The organism is Arthrobacter sp. StoSoilB13 (genome assembly GCF_019977255.1).
GTDB lineage: Bacteria > Actinomycetota > Actinomycetes > Actinomycetales > Micrococcaceae > Arthrobacter.
The window spans coordinates 1,337,911-1,360,492 of sequence record NZ_AP024647.1; the positions used below are offsets into that span (position 1 = coordinate 1,337,911).

At 61.8% G+C, this 22,582-nt stretch carries 18 protein-coding genes and 4 pseudogenes; 11 read left to right on the top strand and 11 right to left on the bottom strand.

The genetic code is table 11. From position 1 onward, the window contains the following. Positions 1–63: 63 nt before the first annotated feature. Genes LDP01_RS06320 through LDP01_RS06330 form a run of 3 tightly spaced genes read right to left on the bottom strand, consistent with a single transcriptional unit; the run spans position 64 to position 2,635 of the window. Positions 64–492, bottom strand: a complete 429-nt coding sequence (locus LDP01_RS06320; protein WP_224088005.1) for an HIT family protein — start codon at positions 490–492, stop codon at positions 64–66. After that, the gene (locus LDP01_RS06325; RefSeq protein WP_224088006.1) at positions 489–1,709 is read right to left on the bottom strand and encodes an NAD(P)-dependent alcohol dehydrogenase; all 1,221 of its coding nucleotides are present in this window, start codon (positions 1,707–1,709) and stop codon (positions 489–491) included. Before LDP01_RS06325 ends, LDP01_RS06320 begins: the two co-directional genes overlap by 4 nt. Continuing rightward, complete coding sequence (locus tag LDP01_RS06330; protein ID WP_224088007.1) at positions 1,706–2,635, bottom strand: sulfurtransferase; 930 nt, start codon at positions 2,633–2,635, stop codon at positions 1,706–1,708. The genes LDP01_RS06325 and LDP01_RS06330 overlap by 4 nt, the downstream gene beginning before the upstream one ends. A gap of 97 nt (positions 2,636–2,732) precedes the next feature. On the opposite strand from LDP01_RS06330, the gene LDP01_RS06335 reads away from it, so the two are divergent. Then, positions 2,733–3,815 carry a PLP-dependent cysteine synthase family protein gene (locus tag LDP01_RS06335; RefSeq protein ID WP_224088008.1) on the top strand — a complete coding sequence of 361 codons (1,083 nt, stop codon included), beginning with the start codon at positions 2,733–2,735 and terminating at the stop codon, positions 3,813–3,815. Here the strand turns inward: LDP01_RS06335 and LDP01_RS06340 are convergent. After that, positions 3,812–4,501 carry an MBL fold metallo-hydrolase gene (locus tag LDP01_RS06340; protein ID WP_224088010.1) on the bottom strand — a complete coding sequence of 230 codons (690 nt, stop codon included), beginning with the start codon at positions 4,499–4,501 and terminating at the stop codon, positions 3,812–3,814. The two genes, LDP01_RS06335 and LDP01_RS06340, sit on opposite strands and share 4 nt — an antisense overlap. A 94-nt stretch (positions 4,502–4,595) precedes the next feature. Here LDP01_RS06340 and LDP01_RS06345 point away from each other — a divergent pair, with 94 nt between their 5' ends. Continuing rightward, positions 4,596–5,063 (top strand): Fur family transcriptional regulator, encoded by a 468-nt coding sequence (locus LDP01_RS06345; protein WP_224088012.1) that lies wholly within the window; start codon positions 4,596–4,598, stop codon positions 5,061–5,063. Here the strand turns inward: LDP01_RS06345 and LDP01_RS06350 are convergent. From LDP01_RS06350 to LDP01_RS06370, 5 genes and pseudogenes are all read right to left on the bottom strand, one after another. Further along, positions 5,060–5,951: pseudogene (locus LDP01_RS06350) on the bottom strand (metal ABC transporter permease). The gene LDP01_RS06345 and the pseudogene LDP01_RS06350 sit on opposite strands and share 4 nt — an antisense overlap. Beyond that, positions 5,952–6,785, bottom strand: a complete 834-nt coding sequence (locus LDP01_RS06355) for a metal ABC transporter ATP-binding protein (RefSeq protein ID WP_497944824.1) — start codon at positions 6,783–6,785, stop codon at positions 5,952–5,954. A 153-nt stretch (positions 6,786–6,938) separates the two neighbouring features. After that, complete coding sequence (locus LDP01_RS06360; RefSeq protein ID WP_224088016.1) at positions 6,939–7,883, bottom strand: metal ABC transporter solute-binding protein, Zn/Mn family; 945 nt, start codon at positions 7,881–7,883, stop codon at positions 6,939–6,941. 161 nt (positions 7,884–8,044) lie between these two features. Further along, a pseudogene (locus LDP01_RS06365) lies at positions 8,045–9,119 on the bottom strand (CNNM domain-containing protein). Continuing rightward, positions 9,116–10,468 (bottom strand): hemolysin family protein, encoded by a 1,353-nt coding sequence (locus LDP01_RS06370; RefSeq protein ID WP_224088018.1) that lies wholly within the window; start codon positions 10,466–10,468, stop codon positions 9,116–9,118. Before LDP01_RS06370 ends, LDP01_RS06365 begins: the two are co-directional and overlap by 4 nt. Before the next feature lie 487 nt (positions 10,469–10,955). Here LDP01_RS06370 and LDP01_RS06375 point away from each other — a divergent pair. The 5 genes and pseudogenes from LDP01_RS06375 (at position 10,956) to LDP01_RS23935 (ending at position 17,228) form a co-directional block, all read left to right on the top strand. After that, a pseudogene (locus LDP01_RS06375) lies at positions 10,956–14,775 on the top strand (multifunctional oxoglutarate decarboxylase/oxoglutarate dehydrogenase thiamine pyrophosphate-binding subunit/dihydrolipoyllysine-residue succinyltransferase subunit). Between the two features lie 141 nt (positions 14,776–14,916). Next, a complete protein-coding gene (locus LDP01_RS06380) occupies positions 14,917–15,516 on the top strand; it encodes a GDSL-type esterase/lipase family protein (protein ID WP_216923989.1) in 600 nt (199 codons plus the stop codon). A gap of 83 nt (positions 15,517–15,599) precedes the next feature. Further along, complete coding sequence (locus LDP01_RS06385) at positions 15,600–16,448, top strand: DUF4097 family beta strand repeat-containing protein (RefSeq protein WP_224088020.1); 849 nt, start codon at positions 15,600–15,602, stop codon at positions 16,446–16,448. Then, positions 16,448–17,063: pseudogene (locus tag LDP01_RS06390) on the top strand (PadR family transcriptional regulator). Before LDP01_RS06385 ends, LDP01_RS06390 begins: the two are co-directional and overlap by 1 nt. 90 nt (positions 17,064–17,153) lie before the next feature. Beyond that, complete coding sequence (locus LDP01_RS23935; protein ID WP_369299106.1) at positions 17,154–17,228, top strand: 50S ribosomal protein bL37; 75 nt, start codon at positions 17,154–17,156, stop codon at positions 17,226–17,228. A gap of 128 nt (positions 17,229–17,356) precedes the next feature. On the opposite strand, the gene rsrA is transcribed toward LDP01_RS23935, so the two are convergent. Both rsrA and LDP01_RS06400 read right to left on the bottom strand, forming a co-directional pair. Next, a complete protein-coding gene (gene rsrA / locus LDP01_RS06395; RefSeq protein WP_224088022.1) occupies positions 17,357–17,617 on the bottom strand; it encodes a mycothiol system anti-sigma-R factor in 261 nt (86 codons plus the stop codon). Then, the gene (locus tag LDP01_RS06400; protein WP_275964554.1) at positions 17,614–18,426 is read right to left on the bottom strand and encodes a sigma-70 family RNA polymerase sigma factor; all 813 of its coding nucleotides are present in this window, start codon (positions 18,424–18,426) and stop codon (positions 17,614–17,616) included. The genes rsrA and LDP01_RS06400 overlap by 4 nt, the downstream gene beginning before the upstream one ends. Before the next feature lie 193 nt (positions 18,427–18,619). Here LDP01_RS06400 and LDP01_RS06405 point away from each other — a divergent pair, with 193 nt between their 5' ends. Genes LDP01_RS06405 through hisN form a run of 4 tightly spaced genes read left to right on the top strand, consistent with a single transcriptional unit; the run spans position 18,620 to position 22,512 of the window. Further along, a complete protein-coding gene (locus LDP01_RS06405; RefSeq protein ID WP_224088024.1) occupies positions 18,620–19,135 on the top strand; it encodes a DoxX family membrane protein in 516 nt (171 codons plus the stop codon). A gap of 6 nt (positions 19,136–19,141) precedes the next feature. Beyond that, positions 19,142–20,527 (top strand): 3-phosphoshikimate 1-carboxyvinyltransferase, encoded by a 1,386-nt coding sequence (gene aroA, locus LDP01_RS06410; RefSeq protein WP_224088025.1) that lies wholly within the window; start codon positions 19,142–19,144, stop codon positions 20,525–20,527. A gap of 2 nt (positions 20,528–20,529) precedes the next feature. After that, positions 20,530–21,645: a ribosome small subunit-dependent GTPase A gene (gene rsgA, locus LDP01_RS06415; protein WP_224088027.1), complete on the top strand. Its 1,116-nt coding sequence runs from the start codon at positions 20,530–20,532 to the stop codon at positions 21,643–21,645. A 54-nt stretch (positions 21,646–21,699) separates the two neighbouring features. Continuing rightward, positions 21,700–22,512: a histidinol-phosphatase gene (gene hisN / locus LDP01_RS06420; protein ID WP_224088029.1), complete on the top strand. Its 813-nt coding sequence runs from the start codon at positions 21,700–21,702 to the stop codon at positions 22,510–22,512. Positions 22,513–22,582 lie beyond the last annotated feature (70 nt).

The window sequence follows — 22,582 nt, forward strand, 5'->3', positions numbered from 1 at the left end:
GTCCGGCTTAAAAACAACCGGCGGTGCTGATTCAGCACCGCCGGTTTAACTTGTCTGGAAGGCTTAGTCCTCGGGAACGAAGCTCTCATGGCCGGCCGCCCGCAAGGCCGCACGGAGCTTCACAGCCGTGGCATCCATGACGGCAGGATCCGGATTGTGGTCCACGTTGTGCACCTCAAAGTCCGCCATGGAATAGGCGGGCCAGATGTGCACGTGCAAGTGGTCCACCTCGAAGCCTTCCATCAGGACACCCACGCGTTTGGCGCTGAAAAGATCTTCCTGGACCTTCCCGATCCTCTGGGCAACATCCATGACCTTGGCCAAAAGCTCCGGGCTGGCATGCGTCCAGGAATCCACTTCCTCACGAGGTACAACCAGTGTGTGGCCCGGCGTGATCGGAGCGATTGTCAGGAAAGCCACAACGTCCTCGTCCTTCCACACGAAACGGCCCGGGATTTCCCCGTTGATGATCCTGGTGAACAGCGTGCTCATGCATCTGCCCTTTCTGACGGTTCCTGAAGTGTTGCGGTGTCCAATACAAATCGGTACTTCACGTCGCCGGCCACCATACGGTCATAGGCCTCATTGAGTTGTTCGGCCCCGACGACCTCAATCTCGCTGGCAACTCCATGCGCGGCGCAGAAATCAAGCATTTCCTGGGTTTCGCCGATCCCGCCAATCAGTGAACCTGCATAGGCCAGGCGTCGGCGTATGAGGAGCCCCGGGCTGACGGGCGGCATGTCATCGGCCGGGAGCCCAAGCTGGAAGAGCGCCCCATCAAGCCGCAGCGTGCGGAAGTAGGGGTTGAGATCGTGCGGTGCGGCAACGGTGTCAATGATGACGTCGATACTGCGATTGGCACCCGCCATGGCCTCAGCGTCCTTGGATAACACCACGTGGTCCGCTCCCAAATCCCGGGCGGCGCCGAACTTCGCTTCAGAGGTGGTGAACACCGTGACCTCAGCGCCCATGGCCTTGGCGATCTTGACGGCCATGTGGCCCAAGCCGCCCAGCCCCACTACTCCCACCGAATCCCCCTCTTCAACCTCGAAATACCTCAATGGCGAATACGTGGTAATCCCGGCGCACAAGAGCGGGGCGGCAGCCGCTGCGTCCAGGGCTTCAGGGATACGCAGCACGAAGCGACGGTCAACCACAACCGACGTCGAATATCCTCCTTGGGTTATTGCTCCGCCATTGCGTGGGTCCGCAACTCCGTAGGTGCCAACATTGCCCCGCTCGCAATACTGCTCCAGCCCCTCCAGGCAGCTCCCGCACTCGCGGCAGGAATCCACCAGGCAGCCAACGCCGACGCGGTCGCCAGGTGCGAAATTCTGCACGGCAGCACCCACCCGCGTTACCCGGCCGACGATTTCATGGCCTGGAACCAGCGGATAGTGCGGCAAACGCCATTCACCACGCGTTGCATGAACATCCGAGTGGCAAAGACCGCAAAAATCGATCGCGATCTCCACATCGTCTTCCTTGGGCGCACGGCGCGCGACCGTCAGAGGTACCAACCCACTGTCCGGGGAAGTGGCGCCAAACGCGGCCGCAAGCGTGGATCCTGCCGGTTCCGATGACTGCGAATAAGCAGGCTTCACTGTCTCCACGGGAATCGGCTTCGCTGTATCCACGGGAATCGGCTTCACTGTATCCGCGGGAATTGGCTTCGCCAGGGGCGGGGGCACGGGACGTCCAGGGGTCATGATCCGACGCTACTCCGGGCAGCGGTGCTCGTGCCACTTTGGCCGTGCGGGCCAGGCGAATCCCCTGCGTTCCCTACATATTCGTCCTCGAACGGTTCACTGCCAACGGCCACGGGATTTGCGGCATTGTTCGACCATTGCGAGAACGACCCAGGGAAGAGCGCCGCGGTGTATCCGGCAATTTCCAGGGCGGCAACCTGGTGCGCAGCCGTGACGCCGGAGCCGCAATAGACGGCGACGTTGCCCGGACCATCGGCTCCCAAGCCAGTGAAGCGCCTGCGCAGTTCCTCCGCTGGGAGGAACTTGCCTTCCGCAGTGAGGTTCTCGGTGGTCGGTGCGCTGACCGCGCCAGGAATATGTCCGGCGCGGGGGTCGATCGGCTCGATTTCGCCCCTGTAACGCTCCCCGGCGCGTGCATCAAGCAGTACGCCCTGCTCATGCCAGTGTGCAGCTTCCTCCTCGGTGATCGTGGGCATTCTGCCGTCGTTCAAGGTGACATTCCCGACGGCGGGCGTCACCTCGCCTGCCTCCAGAGGGTGACCTGCCGCGCGCCAGGCCGCCAGTCCGCCGTCGAGCAGGTAGACGGTTTCCACGCCTGCATTCCTCAGCATCCACCAAGCGCGGGCAGCGGCCATACTGCCGCTGTTGTCGTAGGCGACCACGGTGTCGCCATCGTTGATCCCCCAGCGCCGCGCGGCAAGCTGGAAGCGATCAATAGAGGGAAGGGGATGCCGCCCCAGGGCAGGCTGTGCGTGGTCCGCGAGTTCACTGGGCAGGTCCACGAAAACCGCTCCTGGCAGATGGCCTTCCAAGTATTGGCTGTGCCCATCCGTCCTGCCCAGGACCCAACGCACGTCCAGGAGCACGGTGTGCTCCCCCGCCGCGAGCCGCCGGTGTACTTCGGACGCGTCCATCAGAATGGTCATCTGCTCTCCTTCAGCTAAGCCTGCGTGGGTGCTCTGCTACCCATGCCACTCTTCCAGCCTAGTCTTGCCTTCCATACCCCGCCGGTACGCTTGTCCGGTGAGCAATTCGTGCATTCAGGACAGGGCTTGGGCCAGCGAGGCCATCCGCAAGATCGAAGCTGAGAACAATCGTTCGGCAGATACGCACCTCTACGCAGTCCCACTGCCCGAACATTGGGGAGTCCAGCTCTACCTCAAGGATGAGTCGACACACCGATCAGGCAGCCTCAAACATCGCCTGGCCCGTTCTCTGTTCCTCTACGGCCTGGTTAATGGCTGGATCACGGAGGGCACCACTATCGTAGAAGCCTCCAGTGGCAGCACGGCGGTCTCCGAAGCGTACTTCGCCAGGCTCATTGGCCTGCCGTTCATCGCTGTCATGACCAAGACCACCAGCCCGGAAAAGATCGCCCTCATCGAGGAATTCGGGGGCGCCTGCCTCCTTGTGGACCACGCTTCAGAGGTATACGCCGTGGCGGAGGAGACAGCGAAAACGTCCGGCGGCTACTACATGGACCAATTCACCTTCGCCGAGCGCGCCACGGACTGGAGGGGCAACAACAACATCGCCGAATCAATCTTCCAGCAGCTCTCCCTCGAAGAGCATCCGGTTCCCGAGTGGATTGTGGTGGGCGCAGGAACCGGCGGCACAAGCGCAACCATAGGTCGCTACCTGCGATACAACAGGCACAGCACCTGCCTTGCCGTGGTGGACCCGGAGAACTCTGCTTTTTACCCGGCCTGGCGGGATGGGAATGCTGCCGCCGCCACGGGATTGCCGTCCCGGATCGAAGGCATAGGCCGTCCCCGCGCGGAGCCGAGCTTCGTCCCGGCTGTCATCGATCACATGATCCAGGTCCCGGACGCAGCCTCTGTGGCAGCCATGCGGCACCTGCGTAAGCTCACTGGATTGCATGCAGGACCCTCCACGGGAACCAATCTTTGGGGCGTCTGGCAACTCGTGGCCCGGATGGTCTCGGAAGGGCGGAAGGGAAGTATCGTCTCGCTCATGTGCGACGGCGGCGATCGCTATGCGGGCAGCTATAACGACGCCGCTTGGCTGGCCAGCAAAGGGCTGGACCCCGCGCCGTACGAATCGGTCCTTGACCACTTCCACGAAACCGGGACGTGGACCGGCTAAACCTCTACTGACTCCAGGGGTGCGAGTCGCGTGTAGGCGGTTCCGTAGCGGGCACCGATGCGGGTGACGTGGCCTTCCACGATCCCCCGGCCCAGCTCGTTAAGCAGGCCATCATGGACGGGGAACGCTTTGGGCGCGCGCACCGAGATGACAAAGTCCACCACTTCCCCCACTTTGGACCATGGCGCATGGATGGGCACCAGGAGCGTCTGGACGTTGATTCCATCCGGAACCACGAATGAGTCACCCGGGTGGAAGACGTTCCCATCCACCAGGTAACCGATGTTGGACACCACGGGAATCTGGGCATGGATGACGGCATGCTGGCCACCGAAGGTTCGCACCTGGAACCCCGCAGCCTCGAAACCGGATCCCGGTTCGACGATATGGATCCGCTTGGCCACGGAGTCCGATCCAGCGTCGGATCCAGTTGCGTCGCCCTCTGCGGCCTCAGTAAGGGACTTTGCAACACCTGCCGGCGCATAGACCTCAAGCGAAGAGTTGCTGCGCAGGGCCGCCAGCACGGCCGGCCGATCAATATGGTCGTTGTGCTCATGCGTTACAAGGACAGCGTGCGCACCTGCCAACGCTTCTTCGGGCTCGGAGAACGTGCCGGGATCGATGACCAGGACCCGCCGGTCCTTCTCCAGCCGGATACAGGCATGCGTGAACTTGGTGAGCTTCATGGTGACAGCCTAGGGGCGGCCGCCGACAGTTTCCAAGCCTCCCCTACTGGTAAAATTGGGGTTTGCCAGCGTTTCCAGGGAAGTGAGTCTTTCAATGCCACAAGGCACCAATTCCGTCACGAACGGCCCAGCCTCGCCGGTGGTGACAGGCGTCAAGGAGCAGCGCGTCACCAAGCAGCGCCTGGCCGTTAGCGCGGCGCTGGATGAATTGGACGACTTCGTCAGCACCCAGGAACTGTACCGCCTCCTGCAGAACAAGGGCATCTCAGTCTCCCTTGCCACTGCCTACCGCATCCTGCAGTCACTTGCCGACGACGGACTCATTGATGTCCTGCGCAACGGGGAGGGCGAAGCCGTATACCGCCGCTGCACCGTCACTGGACACCATCACCATTTGCTCTGCAGGAACTGCGGCAAGGCTGTGGAAGTTGAAGCCCCGGCGGTTGAGACCTGGGCGGCCCGAACAGCCGCTGAGCATGGTTTCACCGAGGTGGCGCACACCGTGGAAATCTTTGGACTATGCCCTGAATGCACTGCCAGGAAGGCCGCCGGAAAGCTCTAAAGGGCGCCGGCAGGCTGCTCCCGTGAGACGCGGCCATTGAGGCCACGGTTGGCCCGCACCCGCCCGATCACGCGGCACACCACGTAAATAAGGAATGACAACGTGGTGACATAGGGGCTGATCGGTATCCGGCTGCCAAGGGCAAGCAGAATTCCACCGACAGTAGCGGCGGTCGCGAACACAACGCTCAAAAGCACCACCAGGCGTGGTGACGTGGTAACCCGCAGTGCGGCAGCGGCCGGTGTGATAAGCAGCGCCAAAACCAGCAGTGCGCCGACAATCTGGATGGACAAAGCCACACTGACCCCCAGCAGCACCATGAAGCCGATCGCCAGGCCCCGAACGGGAACACCGCGGGCTTCAGCCATTTCAGGGTCCACGCTGGCAAAACTGAGCGGGCGCCAGATTGCCCCGAGGGCAATCACCACCAGGACAGCCGTTCCCGCGAGTGCCTGGAGCTGGACAGTATCCACGGAAACGATCTGGCCGGTGAGCAGTCCGAATTTGTTTGCGGCGCGGCCCTCGTACAGGGCAAGGAACAAGATGCCCAGGCCCAGCCCGAACGGCATGATCACGCCGATGATCGAGTTCTTGTCCCGGGCCCCTGACACCCATCAGTCCCAGCAGCAGTGCCGCAGCCACTGAGCCGATCAGCGAGCCGAAAATGATATCGGCACCGATCAGCAGGGCAAAAGCGGCACCCGCAAAGGACAGCTCAGAGATGCCATGGACGGCGAACGCCAAGTCCCGCTTCATCACGAACGTGCCGACGAGTCCGCCTAGAAGTCCCAGGACAGCCCCGGCCCAAATGGAGTTTTGAACCAGTGCCAACAATTCGCCATAGTTCGCGAAGTTGAAGATGGTCTGCAGGATTCCGTTGAGGTCCATTTAGAACTCCTGCCCAGCCGTGGCGTGCGCGTCGTCGTGGAAGTGCGTGGTCGCGTCCGGAAGCCCGACGACGACGATCCTTCCGTTGGTATGGATAACTTCCACGTGGCTGTTGTAAAGCTCGGACAAAACTTCGGTGGTCATGACTTCCTGTGGCGTCCCGACGCGGAAATGGCCGCCGGCCAGGTAGAGCACCCGATCAACGTAGTCGATCACAGGATTGATTTCGTGGGTTACGAAAACGACGGCACTGTTCCGGGCGTGGCATTGTTCGTTGATGAGTGAACTGACGCCCTGCTGATGATGCAGGTCCAAAGACAGCAACGGTTCATCGCAAAGGAGTACCTGGGGTTCCGTGGCCAGGGCCTGGGCCACACGAAGCCGTTGTTGCTCTCCACCTGACAACTGCCCCACGGGCACTTTCGCATAGTCCGAGGCTCCCACCAGCTCCAGCAGTTCATCTACCCGCTGGTTTACTTTCCTTGAAGCCAGCCGCATACCCCACCGGTGGCCGTCAATGCCCAGCCCTACCAGGTCGCGTGCACGCAAAGGCGTATCCGGCGCAAAGGACTTTTGTTGGGGAATGTAACCGATCCGTTTGCTGCCCCGCTCCACCGGATGTCCGCCCAACGCAACCGTTCCTGACTTCAGTTCCTGAAGCCCCAGGAGGACCTTCAGGAAGCTGGTCTTGCCGCTTCCGTTGGGCCCGAGGACGGCAAAGAACTCCCCCGGATGAATGTCGAGATCAAGATCGCGCCAGAGTGTCCTCTTGCCGAACTGAAGGCTCGCTCCGCGGAGGCTCACTACGGGTGTCAAAAGTTGTCCTCGATTCATGCGTTGCTGGGGAACGCAACTAGTGGTGGCACCTTGGAGTGGCGCCTGTGCCGGTGCAGGATTCTGTGCTGGTGAGAGACAGAGGGCCCCGCAGCCATCCTGAATATCTTAGGACGCCGACGGGGCCCCCACCGCAATGGGATGTCAGGAAATCTACTTCTTGAGCGCTGCCGTGATGGATTCCACGTTGTCGGTCATCCACTGCACGTAGTCCTTGCCTTCCGGCAAGGTTTCGGTGAAGTTCACTACGGGCACGCCCGCAGTCTCGGCAGCCCGCTTTACGGATTCGGTCTGCGGCCCTTCCGTCTGTTCGTTGTACGCCAGCAGCCGGACACCGCCGGAGCCCACCAGGTCCGTCGTTTCCTTCAGGACAGACGCCGGGACATCGGTTCCTTCTTCAATCGCTGCACTGTAAGCCTCCGGAGTCTTGTTCTCCAGCCCGGCCGCTGCCAGCAGGTACAAAGGAACGGGTTCAGTGATCGCCACAGGAGTGTGGTCATTGCCTTCCTTCAGGGCTGCAAGCTTCCCGTTGAGCTCTGTCAGCTTCGCCTTGAACGTGTTGGCGTTGGCGGTGAAGGTCGAAGCAGATGCAGCGTCCAGGCTGCTGAGCTTGCTGGCCACAGCGTCAGCGAATTTGCCCATCGTGTCCAGGCTGTACCAGACGTGCTCGTTGAACTCACCGTGGTCATGGTTGTGGCCCTCTTCGGAGGACGCCGCCTCGCTGTGGCTTTCCTCTTCCGGAGCCAACCCCGAGACCTCAACGGCGCTGATCATATTTTCGTGGCCGACGTTGGTCTCATCGGCAATTTTGTGGAGGAATTCGTCATAGCCTCCGCCGTTCTCCACCACGAGCTTGGCTTTGGAGATGACCAGCTTGTCTTGCGCACTGGCTTCGTAGGAATGCGGGTCCTGGCTCGTCTTGGTGATGATCGCGTTCACGTTGACCTTGTCCCCGCCAATGGCCTTCACGACGGCTCCGTAAACATTCGTGGAGGTCACCACTTCAATGGCGCCTGACGACGAAGACGGGGCTCCTGCCCCGGCGCTGCCGGCACAGGATGAAAGCAACAGGGCGGCGAGGCCGGCTGAAGCGGCCATTGACATGCGGGCGACAGAACGACGCACGGAAACCTCGGATCTACTCAAATGAGAATCAAAAACATTTACTAGGTGGTTTCAGTCTAGCCCTAAATGGGAATGATTCCTATTTAGAAGGGCTGGCACCGACCAACCGGGTCGGCGCCAGCCACAATTTCCCGCTATTGCTGGGTCTGCGGACCCCCCAGACGGCGGATCCCCGTCGCTTGGGTAGCATCGCGGATCTCGCCCACCAACTGCTCGATCACATCCTCAAGGAACAACACGCCCTGTGTAGCGCCACCCGGTCCCACAACACGGGCGAGATGCGAGCCGGTCCGCTGCATCACAGACATCGCCTGTTCAATCTCATCCTCCGGCGAGAGGTTCGCCAGGGAACGGATACGCCCCTCGGCAATCGGATGGCGGCGACCCTCCTCAGGTATGGAGAGGATGTCCTTGACGTGCAGGTATCCGGCGAGTTCGCCGTCGTCGTCCACCATGGGAAAACGCGAGAAGCCGGTACGGCTGACCGCCTTCTCCAACTCAACGGGAGTCGACGCTGTCCTCAGGACCACCAGCTTGTCCAACGGAACCATGATGTGCGAGGGCCGTGTGTTCAGAGAACTCCAGGGCACCGCTGAGCAAGCCGGCGTCATCGTCCACCAGGCCATGCCGTGTGGATTCCTGCACAATCGACTGGACTTCCTCTAGGGTGAATGAAGATGACACTTCGTCCTTGGGTTCGATCTTCATCAATCGGAGGATGTGGTTCGCAAGCCAGTTGAGGGTCCAGATCACCGGTTTGACCACGCGGCTGATAAACACCAGCGGCGGCGCCAACAGCAGTGCCGCCTTGTCCGCTACGGACACCGAGATGTTCTTGGGGACCATCTCTCCGAACGTCACGTGCAGGAACGTGACAAAGAGGAGTGCAATGGCAAAGGCGATGACATCTGCCAGCTCCATCGGGACGCCAACCATCTCAAGCGGCTCCGCCAACAAGTGGTGGATAGCCGGCTCGGCAACCTGAAGAATCAAGAGCGAGCACACGGTGATGCCCAACTGCGCGCAGGCCAGCATCAAGGACACACTTTCCATGGCCTGCAACGTAGTTTGAGCCCGCTTCGACCCAGCCTGCGCCAGAGGCTCAATCTGGCTGCGGCGTGCGGACATGACCGCGAATTCCGCACCCACGAAGAAAGCATTGCCGATCAAAAGAACCACGAGCCAGGCAATTCCTGCCCAGTCACTCATACGGCACCTGCTTCGTGGCGGTCATTCTGCGTGTCCTCAAGCGTCGCTTCATCTTCTTCAATGTGGTGGAAGCAGATCCGGTCAATTCTCCGACCGTCCATGCGGGTCACGGTCAGCGTGCCGCCACCGGCCTGCACCACATCACCCACCTTCGCAATACGCCCAAGCTTGCTCATCACATAACCGCCCACAGTTTCGTAGGCAGGCTCATCGGGAACACTCAGGTTGGGGATTTGTTCGGACACCTCATCCGGCCTCAGGAGGCCAGGGAAGTACCAGTCGCCGGATGCGCTCTGCAAAAGTCCGGGGCGGACCCTGTCGTGTTCGTCCGAGACCTCCCCAACGATCTCCTCAACCAGGTCCTCGAGGGTTGCAATCCCGGCGGTGCCACCATATTCATCAAGAACGACGGCCAGTTGCAGGTTTCCTTCGCGCAGTTCGGAGAGGAGGGCATCCAGGTGGATGGTCTCAGGAACACGAAGTACGTCCGTCATGATCGCCCCGGCCTGAAGCTTCGCCCGACGATCTGCAGGCACGGCCACTGCTTTCTTGATATGGACCACGCCGCGGATGTCGTCGGCCGAATCACCAATCACCGGGAAACGGGAGTATCCGGTCCGCCGCGCGGCATCGAGGATGTCGCTCACCGGCTGGTCGGCATCAATCGTTTCCATCCGGATGCGCGGCGTCATGACGTCCGCTGCAGTGCGTCCCGAGAAATTCAGGGTTCGCGCCACGAAGTTTGCGGTGCCGGCATCGAGTGTGCCCAGCTCAGCAGAGCGCCGGACGAGGGAAGCCAGCTCGGCCGGAGTGCGGGCTCCCGAGATTTCCTCTTTCGTTTCCAGTCCAAACAGGTTCAGCACCTTATTGGAGAAGCCATTGAGCACCACGATCGCCGGCTTGAAGACGGCAGTGAAAATGAGCTGCGCACGGGCAAGCCTCTTGCCCAGCGGGAATGCCAGGGCGATGGCCATGTTCTTGGGCACCAGCTCGCCCAGGAGCATCGACAACAGGGTGGCGAACGCCATCGCTACAACCAGGGCTATGGAGTGTGCGACTTCCAGGCTGAGGCCAAGCAGGCCCAGAGGAGCCACAAGCAGCTGTCCCACAGATGGCTCCATGACGAAACCTGTCAGGAGGGTGGTCATCGTAATGCCAAGTTGGCAGCTGGAAAGCTGGGTGGACAGGGACTTCAAACATTTCAGGAGCGGAGCTGCGGCGTGGTCGCCGTTGTCGACTGCGCGCTGAACGCTTGCCTGGTCCAGGGCGACCAAGGAAAATTCAACTGCTACAAAGAAGCCGGTGCCAAGAATCAGGGCAAAGCCGGCTAGGAGAAGGACCCATTCCACTTAGCGCATCCCTCCAAGGGCAGGCGCTTGCAGTTTGGAAGTTCCGCTGAAGGGGGAGATTTGCCCCGGCGGAGGCTGATCGGGGGCCGCAGACGCATGGTCCGTGGCGCCACCGGCTCGGAAGGCCGGCGCGTGATGGGCATGTGAACGGGTGTTGCCGGCTCGAGGGGCGCGCTGTGCGGAGTTGCCTGATCGGCTCCCCCGACAGTTCCCAGGCCGGCACCTAGATTTACTGTCCATAAGGGTTTCAGTCTACAGGGCAGGTCCCGCGGGCCCATGCAGTGCCCACGCGCTTGAAGGAAAATGCAGTGCCTCGGCATTACGTCGGCTTCAACATGATTTAGGTCACCACTATTGGCAGTTAACCAACGATCCTAACTAGACTGACAAAGGTCTGAGTTCGCGGGACCCGGACCCTGGTGCATCGTTGCGGAAAAGCAACCTTGGCCAGCGGGAAATCAAAACTCATGGAAGAGGCGTATTTCAAGTGCCAGAGCAGCCCAGCCACCGTCTACCAGAGGAATTTGGCGGAAACGAGTGGCTCGTTGACGAACTGTACGAGCGGTACCAGCAGGACAAGAATTCGGTCGACGCCAAGTGGTGGCCGCTCTTCGAATCCTTCGATACCGGTGACGGCACTTCTTCCAACGGAACCTCCGCAGCCCCAGCCGCTGCCAATCCCCCCACCCAAGTACTTCCCGTCGTAGCTCCGGCTGAGGCTGCACCGGCACCGGCGCCGGCTGCTCCCGAAGCTGCCCCTGCGACCACCCCTGCCGCGGCTGCTTCCGGTGAAGCGGCGGTTGCGGCTCCGGCTAAGAAAGCCCCGGCTACAGTTGCCAAGGACGGAGCAAAGAAGCCCGTCGGCGGCAACGCCGCACAACCGATTCCTGCCCAGCTGCCCAAGAGCACCAAGGCGCCCACCGCTCCTGAAGAAGACGTCGTTTCCGTCCTCCGCGGACCGGCCAAGGCCATCGCTACCAACATGGTGACCAGCCTTGAAGTGCCTACAGCCACGAGCGTCCGGGCAGTTCCTGCCAAGCTGCTGATCGACAACCGCGTCGTCATCAACTCCAACCTTGCACGTGCCCGCGGCGGCAAGGTGTCCTTCACGCACCTCATCGGCTACGCAGTAGTCCGCGCGCTCTCCCAGTTCCCGTCGATGAACGTCTACTATGACGAAATTGATGGCAAGCCGAGCGCCGTCCAGCCTGCCCACGTCAACTTCGGCATCGCCATTGACATGCCCAAGCCCGATGGCACCCGCCTCCTGATGGTTCCCAACATCAAGAAGGCCGAGACCATGGACTTTGCAGAGTTCTGGCACACCTATGAGGACCTCATCAAGCGAGCCCGCAACGGCAAGCTCACGGCTGACGACCACGCCGGCACCACGGTCTCCCTGACCAACCCGGGCGGCATTGGCACCGTTCACTCAGTGCCGCGTCTGTCCAAGGGACAGGCGGCCATCATCGGCGTCGGCGCCCTTGACTACCCGGCGGAGTTCCAGGGTGCCAGCGAGAAGATCATCGCCCAGAACGCCATCAGCAAGATCCTCACGCTGACCTCCACCTACGACCACCGCGTGATCCAGGGCGCAGGCAGCGGGGAGTTCCTGAAGCTGGTCCACCAGCTACTCCTTGGTGCGCAGAACTTCTACGACGAAATCTTTGAAGCCCTCCGCATCCCCTACGAGCCCGTCCGCTGGAGCCCTGACCTTCAGGTTGACCCTGCAGATGAGATCAACAAGGTTGCACGCATCCAGCAGCTCATCCACTCCTACCGTGTGCGTGGCCACCTCATGGCGGACACGGATCCCCTGGAATACGTACAGCGCAAGCACCCGGACCTTGACGTCCTGACCTACGGCCTTACGCTCTGGGACCTGGACCGCGAATGGCCTACGGGTGGCTTCGGCGGCAAGCCGCAGCTGAAGTTCCGCGACATCCTGGGTGTTCTCCGGGATGCCTACTGCCGCACCACGGGCATCGAATACATGCACATCCAGGAGCCGGCCGAGCGTAAGTGGTTCCAGGACCAGTTGGAGCACCCTTACTCCAAGCCGAGCCGCGAAGAGCAGCTGCGCATCGTTTCCAAGCTGAACGCAGCCGAGGCTTTCGAGACCTTCCTGCAGACCAAGTTCGTCGGGCAGAAGCGCTTCTCCCTCGAAGGCGGCGAGTCGCTTATTCCGCTCCTTGACGCTGTCATCTCGGACGCTGCCGACGACGGCCCTGGACGAAGTCGCGATCGGCATGGCCCACCGTGGCCGCCTGAACGTGCTCACCAACATCGCAGGCAAGACCTACGCCCAGGTGTTCCGTGAATTCGAAGGCACGCAGGACCCGCGCTCCGTCCAGGGGTCCGGCGATGTGAAGTACCACCTCGGAACTGAAGGCACCTTTACCTCGGACAACGGCAAGCAGACAAAGGTCTACCTCGCTGCCAACCCGTCCCACCTCGAAGCAGTCGACTCCGTGCTCGAGGGCATCGTCCGCGCCAAGCAGGACCGCCTGGACCAAGGCGAGTCCTTCCCGGTCCTGCCCATCATGGTTCACGGTGACGCTGCATTCGCAGGCCAGGGTGTTGTTGCTGAAACCCTCAACCTTTCCCAGCTGCGCGGTTACCGCACGGGTGGCACCATCCACGTGATCGTGAACAACCAGGTTGGCTTCACCACGGCGCCGTCCTCTTCGCGCTCATCGACGTACTCCACGGATGTTGCCAAGATGATCCAGGCCCCCGTGTTCCACGTGAATGGCGACGACCCCGAAGCCGTGGTGCGCGTTGCGCAGCTCGCCTACGAGTTCCGCCAGCGCTTCCACAAGGACGTTGTCATCGACATGGTGTGCTACCGCCGCCGTGGTCACAACGAGGGCGACGACCCCTCGATGACGCAGCCCCTGATGTACAACCTGATCGAGGCCAAGCGATCGGTACGCAAGCTGTACACGGAATCGCTGATCGGCCGTGGCGATATCACCGAGGAAGAAGCCGAGCAACTGCTCCGCGACTACCAGGAACGCCTTGAGCGGGTCTTTGCTGAGACGCATGCGGCGCAGACGTCCCCCATCCCGATCATTACGGCTGACTCTGCTGCTGTCTCGGACATCGAGCGTCCAATTGCCCAGCAGGCGGACTTCGGCACCAACTCACCGGCTTCCACCGCCATCTCCCCCGAGACCCTTGCCCGCATCGGCAAGGCCCACCTGGAGATCCCGGAGGGCTTCACGGTTCACTCCAAGCTCAAGCAGCTGCTGGAGAAGCGTGAGCAAATGTCCCGTGAAGGTGGCATTGACTGGGGCTTTGGCGAGATCGCGGCCTTCGGCTCGCTGATCATGGAGGGCGTGCCGGTGCGGCTGGCCGGCCAGGACTCGCGCCGCGGTACCTTCGTGCAGCGTCACGCAGTCTTCCACGATCGCGCCAATGGCAACGAATGGCTGCCCCTGGGCAACCTCTCGGACAACCAGGCCAAACTGTGGATCTATGACTCGCTGTTGTCCGAATATGCGGCCATGGGCTTTGAATATGGGTACTCGGTGGAGCGTCCCGACGCCCTGGTGCTGTGGGAAGCCCAGTTCGGTGACTTCGTCAACGGCGCCCAGACCATCATTGATGAGTTCATTTCCTCCGCTGAGCAAAAGTGGGGCCAGCGTTCCTCGCTCGTCCTGATGCTGCCGCACGGCTACGAAGGCCAGGGGCCAGACCACTCATCCGCACGCATCGAGCGGTTCCTGCAGCTCTGTGCCGAGGACAACATGATCGTGGCCAACCCCACCACGGCAGCGTCGCACTTCCACCTGCTGCGCCGCCAGGCCTACAGCCGTCCCCGCAAGCCGTTGATTATCTTCACGCCGAAGCAGTTGCTGCGTCTCAAGGGCGCCGCGTCCGCCGTCGAGGACTTCACCACGGGCGGCTTCAGGCCGGTCATCAGTGATCCCGAAGTAGAGGCTTCCAACGTGGACCGGGTCATCCTGGTTTCCGGTCGCTTGTACTATGACCTCCTGTCCAACCGCCAGAAGTCCGGAGACACCTCGACTGCGATTATCCGCGTGGAACAGCTGTACCCGCTGCCGAAGGCAGAGATTGATGCAGAGCTCGCCAAGTACCCGAACGCTGATATCGTCTGGGCCCAGGACGAGCCGGCCAACCAGGGTCCGTGGCCTTTCATGGGCCTGAACCTGGCACCGGAGCTGGATCGCAAGCTCCGCCTCGTGTCGCGTCCGGCATCCGCGTCCACCGCCGCGGGCTCCATGAAGCGCCACGCTGCTGAGCAGGATGCCTTGATCAAGCAGGCGTTCGAACGCAAGTAGCCAGGAAACTGCCCGGCCGGAGGTGCTGTCAATGCACTTCCGGCCGGGCAGTTCTGTTTAATGGGACAGGTACCCGGTTCATCAAGCCGGCCCCGGATCCAAAAGCCGTGCAAGGACCGTAACGAGTGTGAAGAGGTAACCGTGGAAGACAGGAAGCTGCGTATCGCGGCTGTAGGAGATGAATTGCTCGCCGGCCTGGGTGACCCCCGCGCCTTGGGTTGGCTCGGAAGGGTGCTGGCCCGTACGCCCCAGGACACCGTCGTGGTGGAGAGCTTCTCACTCCCCTGCCCCATGGAAGGCACCGAAGGACTAGCGTCACGGTGGCAGGACGAGGCGGGCCGCCGTTTCAGCGACTCGCACGAGAACCGATTGGTCATAGGACTCTCCGGCCGTGACCTGGAGTTCGGGCTTTCCACGGCACGCAGCCGGTTGAACCTGGCCAACATTCTTGATGGTGCCTCGCACAGTGGCGTTGAAGTGTTCGTGGTGGGCCCTCCACCCACTCTTGACCCGGCGCGCAACAAACGCCTGGCCGATTTGAATACAGCATTTGCCGATGTCACCACCCGCCGCAACCACCACTACGTTGACACTTTCTCTCCCTTGCTGAACCACGAGCAGTGGAGGACGGACCTCGCAGCCAATGGCGGGACACCAGGACAGGCCGGCTACGGATTGATCGCGTGGCTCGTGCTTCACCGCGGCTGGTTCCAGTGGCTTAACATCGCCCAGCCGGAGTAGCCCTCCCGTCAGACCATTGCATTCCCCCCATTCGCGATATATCGTGTTTTCATCAACGCGATATATCGCAATTTGGAGGGATCATGCCTGACGAGCTTTGGACCGTGACGGGCCCACAAACCATCGATGTGGACGATGTCCACTCGCTCAAGCTTGGAATAGTCAAGGGAAGGTTCGACGTCGTCAGCCACGACGAACCCTTCGTCCGGATCGAGGTCAGCGAAATCAGCGGCGACCCCCTGACCATCACGCTGGTGAACGGTCGCCTGGAGGTACGCCACCAGCTCCAAGGACCACAAGGTTGGTTCCGAAACCTGATGGGTACCGTCAACAACACCAGCACCAACTCGGTAGTGGTTGGGATCGCGCTTCCGCGCGGAGTGGACGTCGAAGCGGGAACAGTCAACGGCGATGGCATGGTCTCCGGCATCGAGGGACGGATCCGGCTAAACACAGTCTCGGGCTCCGTCATGGCCGACGAAACCAGCGGTGAATTGCACGTCAACACCGTCAGCGGCGAAGTCATCGCCAGAAACCACGACGGCGTCCTGACCGCCAAGAGCGTTTCAGGTGAAGTCACCGCCTCGGGCAAGTTCAAGAACGTCAGGGCAAGCACAGTGAGCGGTGACCTCAGCTTCGACCTCCACGACTACACCAACGACCTCGGAGCCAATTCGGTGTCAGGGGACCTGACCATCCGGCTGCCGCACGATGTTGGCCTGGACATCGTTGCCAAGTCCGCCAGCGGCACCGTCATCATTGATGACCAGATGTATGCCCAGCCCGGAAGCAAGGTGCAGACCATCGTCGGTCCGGATGAGAGGCTCATGCTGGTGCGGACCAATACTGTCTCCGGCAAGACCTACATCATGCACGGCACAGCGCCGGCATCGGGAAATGACCAGCCGGTGCCTGGGGAAGCGGGTCTCTGATGCCTCCTGTTTTTGCGCATGGCGCCCTGCGCTTATACCTCCTGGCATTGCTTGAGTCAGGACCCAAGCACGGATACGAGCTGATCAAGGCCCTGGGTGACCGGTTCGGCGGCACCTACTCCCCCAGCGCCGGGACGATCTATCCCCGTCTTGGGAAACTGGAGGAGGAAGGCCCTGGTAGCTACCGAGACTGAGGGCCGCCGCACCAAGTACTTCGTCACGGCAGCAGGGCTGGCGGAACTGAACCGGCGGCGGCAGGAACTTGCCGACGTCGAGGATAATATCTCAGCCTCCGTGCGGCGGCTGGCCGACAACCTTCGGGAAGACATCAGATCCAACATGCGTGGGCTGAAGGCAGATCTCGCCGCTACTGCGGAGGCCGCGCGCAGCACTGCGACGGCCGCCACCTTCCAAAGCAGGACGGCGGGCTTTTCCCCTGAAGGCCACAGAATACTCAAAGAGGCCGAGCTCCTTGTCCAATCATTCCGCGATGACATCCGCGTGGAGTTGCGTCAACACAGCGCCTCGCACCCACTCAATCCCGTAACCCTCGAGACGGTGCGTGCAGTGCTGGACCAAGCACGCATCTCAATCAGGAATTCGCTGCGGAGCTAACAATGCTCCACCCGGTTCGCGAGCGAACGTCCGGATGTGCGAAACTGGAGGGCAGCTCTATTGAGTATCAATCATTGAAGGAGGCCAGCTATGAGCAAGCGTGCACGTAAGCGTCGTGACCGTAAGCGCGGCGGCGCGAACCACGGCAAGCGTCCCAACACCTAAGCCATCGGCTTAGCGTCAAGGCTTAACAGCGAGGGCCCCGGAAACCATACGGTTTCCGGGGCCCTTGGCGTTTGCGGGGCCTTGACCCGGCCCATTCTTGTCAGCGGCGACGGATCAGCGGCGTTGGATCAGGCCTCCACCGGCTTGATGGAGTGGATCCGGTCAAGTATTGAGTTCTTGAGGTTCTCTGGCGCGGATTCCGTGCACGAACGCTTAACCATGGTGCGGATAAGGCACTCAAGGTCATACTGCTCAGCACATTCCTCGCAGGTGTCCAAGTGCTGCTTGATGTCTGTGAGGTCCTCGCGGGTCAATGCGCCGTCGAGGTACTCGTAGATCCTCTGCATCCGTGTGTCGTCGCAATCGCCCAATCCCTGGCAGTCGCTCATTGCTCTTTCTCCTGATTGTTGCTCCCGGCCGCGGCCTGGTCTTCGGTGTGGGCCTTGAAGCCCCGTTCTGCGGCGTAATCCGCCAGCATGTCCCGCAGCATCTTCCGGCCGCGGTGCAACCGCGACATGACTGTGCCGATCGGGGTGTTCATGATCTCGGAAATCTGCTTGTAGGCATATCCTTCGACGTCGGCGAAGTACACAGCCAACCGGAATTCCTCCGGGATGGCCTGCAACGCGCTCTTGACATCGGAATCCGGCAGGTGGTCCAAGGCTTCAGCCTCTGCCGAGCGCAACCCGGAAGAGGTGTGCGACTCGGCCTTTGCCAGCTGCCAATCCTCAATCGTGTCCGAGTTGGACTGCAGCGGTTCGCGCTGCCGCTTCCGATAGAGGTTGATGTAGGTATTCGTCAGGATCCGGTACAGCCAGGCCTTGAGGTTGGTCCCCGGCTTGTACTGGTGAAAAGCCGAAAACGCCTTGGTGTAAGCCTCTTGGACGAGGTCCTCGGCATCGGAGGGATTCCGTGCCATCCTCATCGCCGCTGAATACAGCTGGTCCACGTACTGCATGGCGTCGCGCTCGAATCGCTCCCGCCGCTGTTCGGGAGTTTCCGTCGCGACATCGACGTCGGCCCGTGCCGATGCGTCTCCTGCGCCGTCCTCCGGGGACGGATCGGCTGCTTCGTACATGGCCGCTGCGGCCGGTTCAATGGTGCTCATCGTTGCCAAGTCTACTGTCAGCTTCCGGGAATCCCGCTGTGCAGGATAGCCAGCCTCCAGCAGACCCACGCGGTCCTTAACCAAGGTCAAAAAACCAACTCCGTTCAGCGAAGCGGCAACACCATGCCGCGGCCCGGCCTTCACCGTGCTTGTTGTTCACAACGGCAGCAGCTGGGTAAATATTCCGCAAAGATGCAAGACTAGAGCAGACTGCACCCCTTGAACACAGCACTTAGTGAATAACGTCATGAACCATCGTGACAAGCCATCCAGGAGGCAAGACATGTCTGTTATCCGTTTTCTCGCCCGGCCGATGCTCGCGTCCAGCTTCGTCATCGCAGGTCTGGACAAGCTCAAGAACGCGGACGACACTGCCAGGCAACTGTCACCGGTCCTGCGCCGCGCCGCGGAGTCGTTGCCCTTCCCAACCGACGAGAAGGTCCTGGCCCGGGTCATCGGTGGCGCGCAGCTGGGGGCCGGCGCACTGCTTGGACTTGGCAAATTCTCCCGCTTCGCGGCAACGGTTCTGGCGTTGACGTCCGCGCTGAACTCCTATGTGGAGTGGCGCTCAGCCGACATCAGCACCAAGGACGGCCGCAGCGCACGACGGGCCCAACTCCTGAAGAACATTTCCCTGACGGGCGGGGTTTTGCTGGCCTCTGTCGATACTGAAGGCCGCCCCAGCCTTGCATGGCGGGCCGAGCACCTGGCCGCCGACGCCAGGAAGGTCACGGGCAAGCAGCTCAAGCGGGCAGACAAAGCAGTACGCAAGGCCGTAGACAACGCAGTTGGAGCATAAGGAAGCATGACAGGTACCACCGCAGCAAACACGGGTTCAAACTCCGTCGACACCCTGCCCCTCTGGGCAGCTCCCTACGCCACCAGGCCAGTGGATGCCACAGTGACGGTGCCGGGCTCAAAATCGCTCACCAACCGTTTCCTGGTCCTCGCAGCATTGGCCGACGGCCCTTCCCGCCTGCGGGCCCCCCTTCACTCCCGCGATTCCGTCCTTATGATTCAGGCGCTCAGGCAACTGGGTGCCACCGTCACCGAGGTACCCGGCGACGGTGATTATGGACCGGACCTTGAGATCACTCCCATGGATCCTTCGGCTTCGGGTGCGGAGACTGCCATCGATTGCGGCCTTGCCGGTACGGTTATGCGGTTCGTTCCACCTTTAGCTGCGCTACGCAATGGTCCAACCACGTTCGACGGCGATCCCCATGCCCGTAAGCGGCCCATGGGAACAATCATCGAAGCGCTGCTCGCCCTCGGAGTTCCTGTCGCCACCGAAGGCGGAAGGACGCCGTCGGCCCTTCCCTTCTCTGTGGATGGCACTGGCGAGGTTCGGGGCGGCCACCTGGTGATCGATGCCAGCGCATCGTCCCAGTTCGTTTCGGCCTTGCTGCTTGTAGGCGCCAGATTCACCGAAGGCCTGCACCTGGAACACGTTGGCAAGCCTGTCCCCAGCCTGGACCACATCAATATGACCGTTTCCGTCCTTCGCGGAGTGGGCGTCAAGGTGGACGATTCGGTACCCAACCACTGGCGGGTCGCACCTGGCCCCATCCACGCCTTCGACCAGCGGATCGAACAGGACCTTTCCAACGCCGGCCCGTTCCTTGCCGCAGCCCTGGCAACCCGCGGAACCGTCCGGATCTCCAACTGGCCCACCCAGACCACCCAGGTGGGTGATCTTTGGCGGTCCATCCTGGTTGAGATGGGTGCCACGGTGACACTCGAAAACGGCACTCTCACGGTTAAGGGCGGCCCGGAAATCAAAGGCGCCGACTTCGACGAAACCAGTGAGCTCGCGCCCACGGTCGCTGCGCTGTGCGCACTGGCCACAGGCCCTTCACGGCTGACCGGCATCGCGCACCTCCGTGGCCATGAAACCGATCGGCTCGCCGCGCTGGCCGCTGAAATCAATCGGCTCGGCGGAGACGCAGAAGAAACAGCTGACGGCCTGATCATCCGCCCGGCCACGCTGCACCCCGGCGTCGTACACAGCTACGCCGACCACCGCATGGCTACGGCCGGCGCTATTTTGGGGCTCGCCGTTGAGGGCGTCCAGGTGGAGGATATTGCTACCACCTCCAAGACGATGCCCGAATTTCCGCAGATGTGGGAGGCCATGCTGCAGCAGGGCACGGGCGAGGACGAAACCGTCACCAGTGAGGCCAGCAACTGACCATGGGCCGCGACGCACGCTCCTGGGACGAATCCGACGTCCGGATACGTCCGAACAAAAAAGGATCAAGGCCCCGCACCAAAGACCGCCCCAGTCATGACGACGCGGTCATTGGCCGGATCATCACGGTGGACCGCGGGCGCTACACCGCCATCGTTGGAGAAGACTCCTCCGATGAACGTATTATCATCGCTGCACGCGCGCGTGAACTGCGACGAAACCCCGTCGTCCCCGGCGATTTCGTCGCCTTGGTGGGGGATGTATCGGGAGAGCCGGATACCCTCGCGCGGCTGGTCCGCATAGAGGAGCGCAAGACGCTGCTGCGGCGCAGCGCTGATGATACCGACCCCATCGAAAGAGTGGTGGTGGCCAATGCAGACCAACTTGTGGTGGTGGTCGCCGCAGCCAATCCGGAGCCCCGGACGGGCTTTATTGACCGTGCTTTGGTTGCAGCCTACGACGCCGGGATCGAGCCGCTGCTGCTTGTCACCAAAGCAGATGTCAAGGATCCTGCGGAGCTGTTATCGAACTATCTCAGCCTGGACTTTCCGATCATCATCAGCCGTACGGCAGATGATGAAGCGTCCGGTATTGACGCCCGCTCCGACGACGGACTGTCCGCGAGGCTGGACAGCCGCGCCGTTGCCGAATTGCGGGCCCACCTTGATGGAAAAGTCACTGTCATGCTGGGCCATTCGGGCGTCGGCAAGTCCACCATGGTCAATGCCCTGACTGGAGCCGAACGGGCTACCGGTGGTGTCAACGCCGTCACCGGGCGGGGCCGGCACACGTCGTCTTCGGCGTTGGCCCTGAAGCTGGCAGACGCCCCACCGGGTAGCTGGATCATCGATACCCCCGGTATCCGCTCCTTCGGACTGGCGCACGTGGACCCCGACCGCATCCTGCATTCCTTCCCCGACCTGGAACCGGGCACAGAAGCTTGTGAACGCGGTTGCAAGCACGATGCCGGCGCCATCAATTGCGGACTTGATGCCTGGGTGAACGAGGGACACGCGGGTCCTTCCGGAGTGGCCCGTTTGTCTTCGCTCCGGCGGCTGCTGGGCGCGGACCCGCGTTTGGAAGCGAAAGAGACCAAGGAATTGGGTACGGTCAACTAAGTGTCGGCGCAAGGCGATCCAACTGCAGGGAACGTTTCACGATAGTTTGGTGGCATGACCCAACCCGTTTCCAGCTACAACGACGACCTGCGACTGGCCCACGTGCTGGCGGATTCCGTGGACGCCCAAACCATGGACCGCTTCAAGGCCTTGGATCTGCAGGTCGAGACCAAGCCTGACCTCACGCCCGTGACGGATGCCGACAAGGCTGCGGAAGAAGCCATCCGCGGCCAATTGTCACGCTCGCGCCCCCGTGACGCCGTCCTCGGCGAGGAGTTCGGCAGCAGCGGCCACGGCTCCCGGCGTTGGATCATCGACCCCATCGACGGCACCAAGAACTTTGTTCGGGGCGTTCCCGTGTGGGCTACCCTGATCGCGCTCGTTGACGAAGGCGAGCCCGTCGTTGGAGTTGTCAGCGCCCCCGCGCTGGGCAAGCGTTGGTGGGCAGCAAAGGACATGGGCGCCTACATGGGCCGCTCCCTGGCATCAGCCACCCGGCTCAGGGTGTCCAACGTTTCGCGGTTGGCCGATGCTTCAATGTCATATTCCAGCCTCTCCGGTTGGAAGGAGCGCGGCAATCTGGACGAGTTCCTGGGGTTGACGGAAGACATCTGGCGCACGCGCGCCTATGGCGACTTCTGGTCCTATTGCCTGGTAGCCGAGGGGGCTGTTGACATCGCCTGCGAGCCAGAGCTGAATCTTTACGACATGGCAGCACTGGTTCCCATCGTGACGGAAGCCGGCGGCCGCTTCACCTCATTGGAAGGCGAGGACGGCCCCTTCGGCGGCAACGCCCTGGCCACCAACTCCATCCTCCACTCGGAGGTCCTCAAGCGGCTAAACCCTGCCCTGGATGACCTCCTCTGACCCGGCGGACCAACAAGCCAACCGGCTGTGCATAGAATTTTCGACGGCGGAAGCCTCCTTTTCGGGGCAT

Bases quoted from the DNA above. Each gene is read 5' to 3' on its own strand.
- LDP01_RS06330 (WP_224088007.1), bottom strand. From the start codon at position 2,635: ATGACCATTCTGATGGACGCGTCCGAAGTACACCGGCGGCTCGCGGCG.
- rsgA (WP_224088027.1), top strand. From the start codon at position 20,530: ATGGGCCGCGACGCACGCTCCTGGGACGAATCCGACGTCCGGATACGT.
- LDP01_RS06340 (WP_224088010.1), bottom strand. From the start codon at position 4,501: ATGAAGCTCACCAAGTTCACGCATGCCTGTATCCGGCTGGAGAAGGAC.
- aroA (WP_224088025.1), top strand. From the start codon at position 19,142: ATGACAGGTACCACCGCAGCAAACACGGGTTCAAACTCCGTCGACACC.
- LDP01_RS06320 (WP_224088005.1), bottom strand. From the start codon at position 492: ATGAGCACGCTGTTCACCAGGATCATCAACGGGGAAATCCCGGGCCGT.
- hisN (WP_224088029.1), top strand. From the start codon at position 21,700: ATGACCCAACCCGTTTCCAGCTACAACGACGACCTGCGACTGGCCCAC.
- LDP01_RS06385 (WP_224088020.1), top strand. From the start codon at position 15,600: ATGCCTGACGAGCTTTGGACCGTGACGGGCCCACAAACCATCGATGTG.
- rsrA (WP_224088022.1), bottom strand. From the start codon at position 17,617: ATGAGCGACTGCCAGGGATTGGGCGATTGCGACGACACACGGATGCAG.
- LDP01_RS06345 (WP_224088012.1), top strand. From the start codon at position 4,596: ATGCCACAAGGCACCAATTCCGTCACGAACGGCCCAGCCTCGCCGGTG.
- LDP01_RS06355 (WP_497944824.1), bottom strand. From the start codon at position 6,785: ATGAATCGAGGACAACTTTTGACACCCGTAGTGAGCCTCCGCGGAGCG.
- LDP01_RS06325 (WP_224088006.1), bottom strand. From the start codon at position 1,709: ATGACCCCTGGACGTCCCGTGCCCCCGCCCCTGGCGAAGCCAATTCCC.
- LDP01_RS06360 (WP_224088016.1), bottom strand. From the start codon at position 7,883: ATGGCCGCTTCAGCCGGCCTCGCCGCCCTGTTGCTTTCATCCTGTGCC.
- LDP01_RS06405 (WP_224088024.1), top strand. From the start codon at position 18,620: ATGTCTGTTATCCGTTTTCTCGCCCGGCCGATGCTCGCGTCCAGCTTC.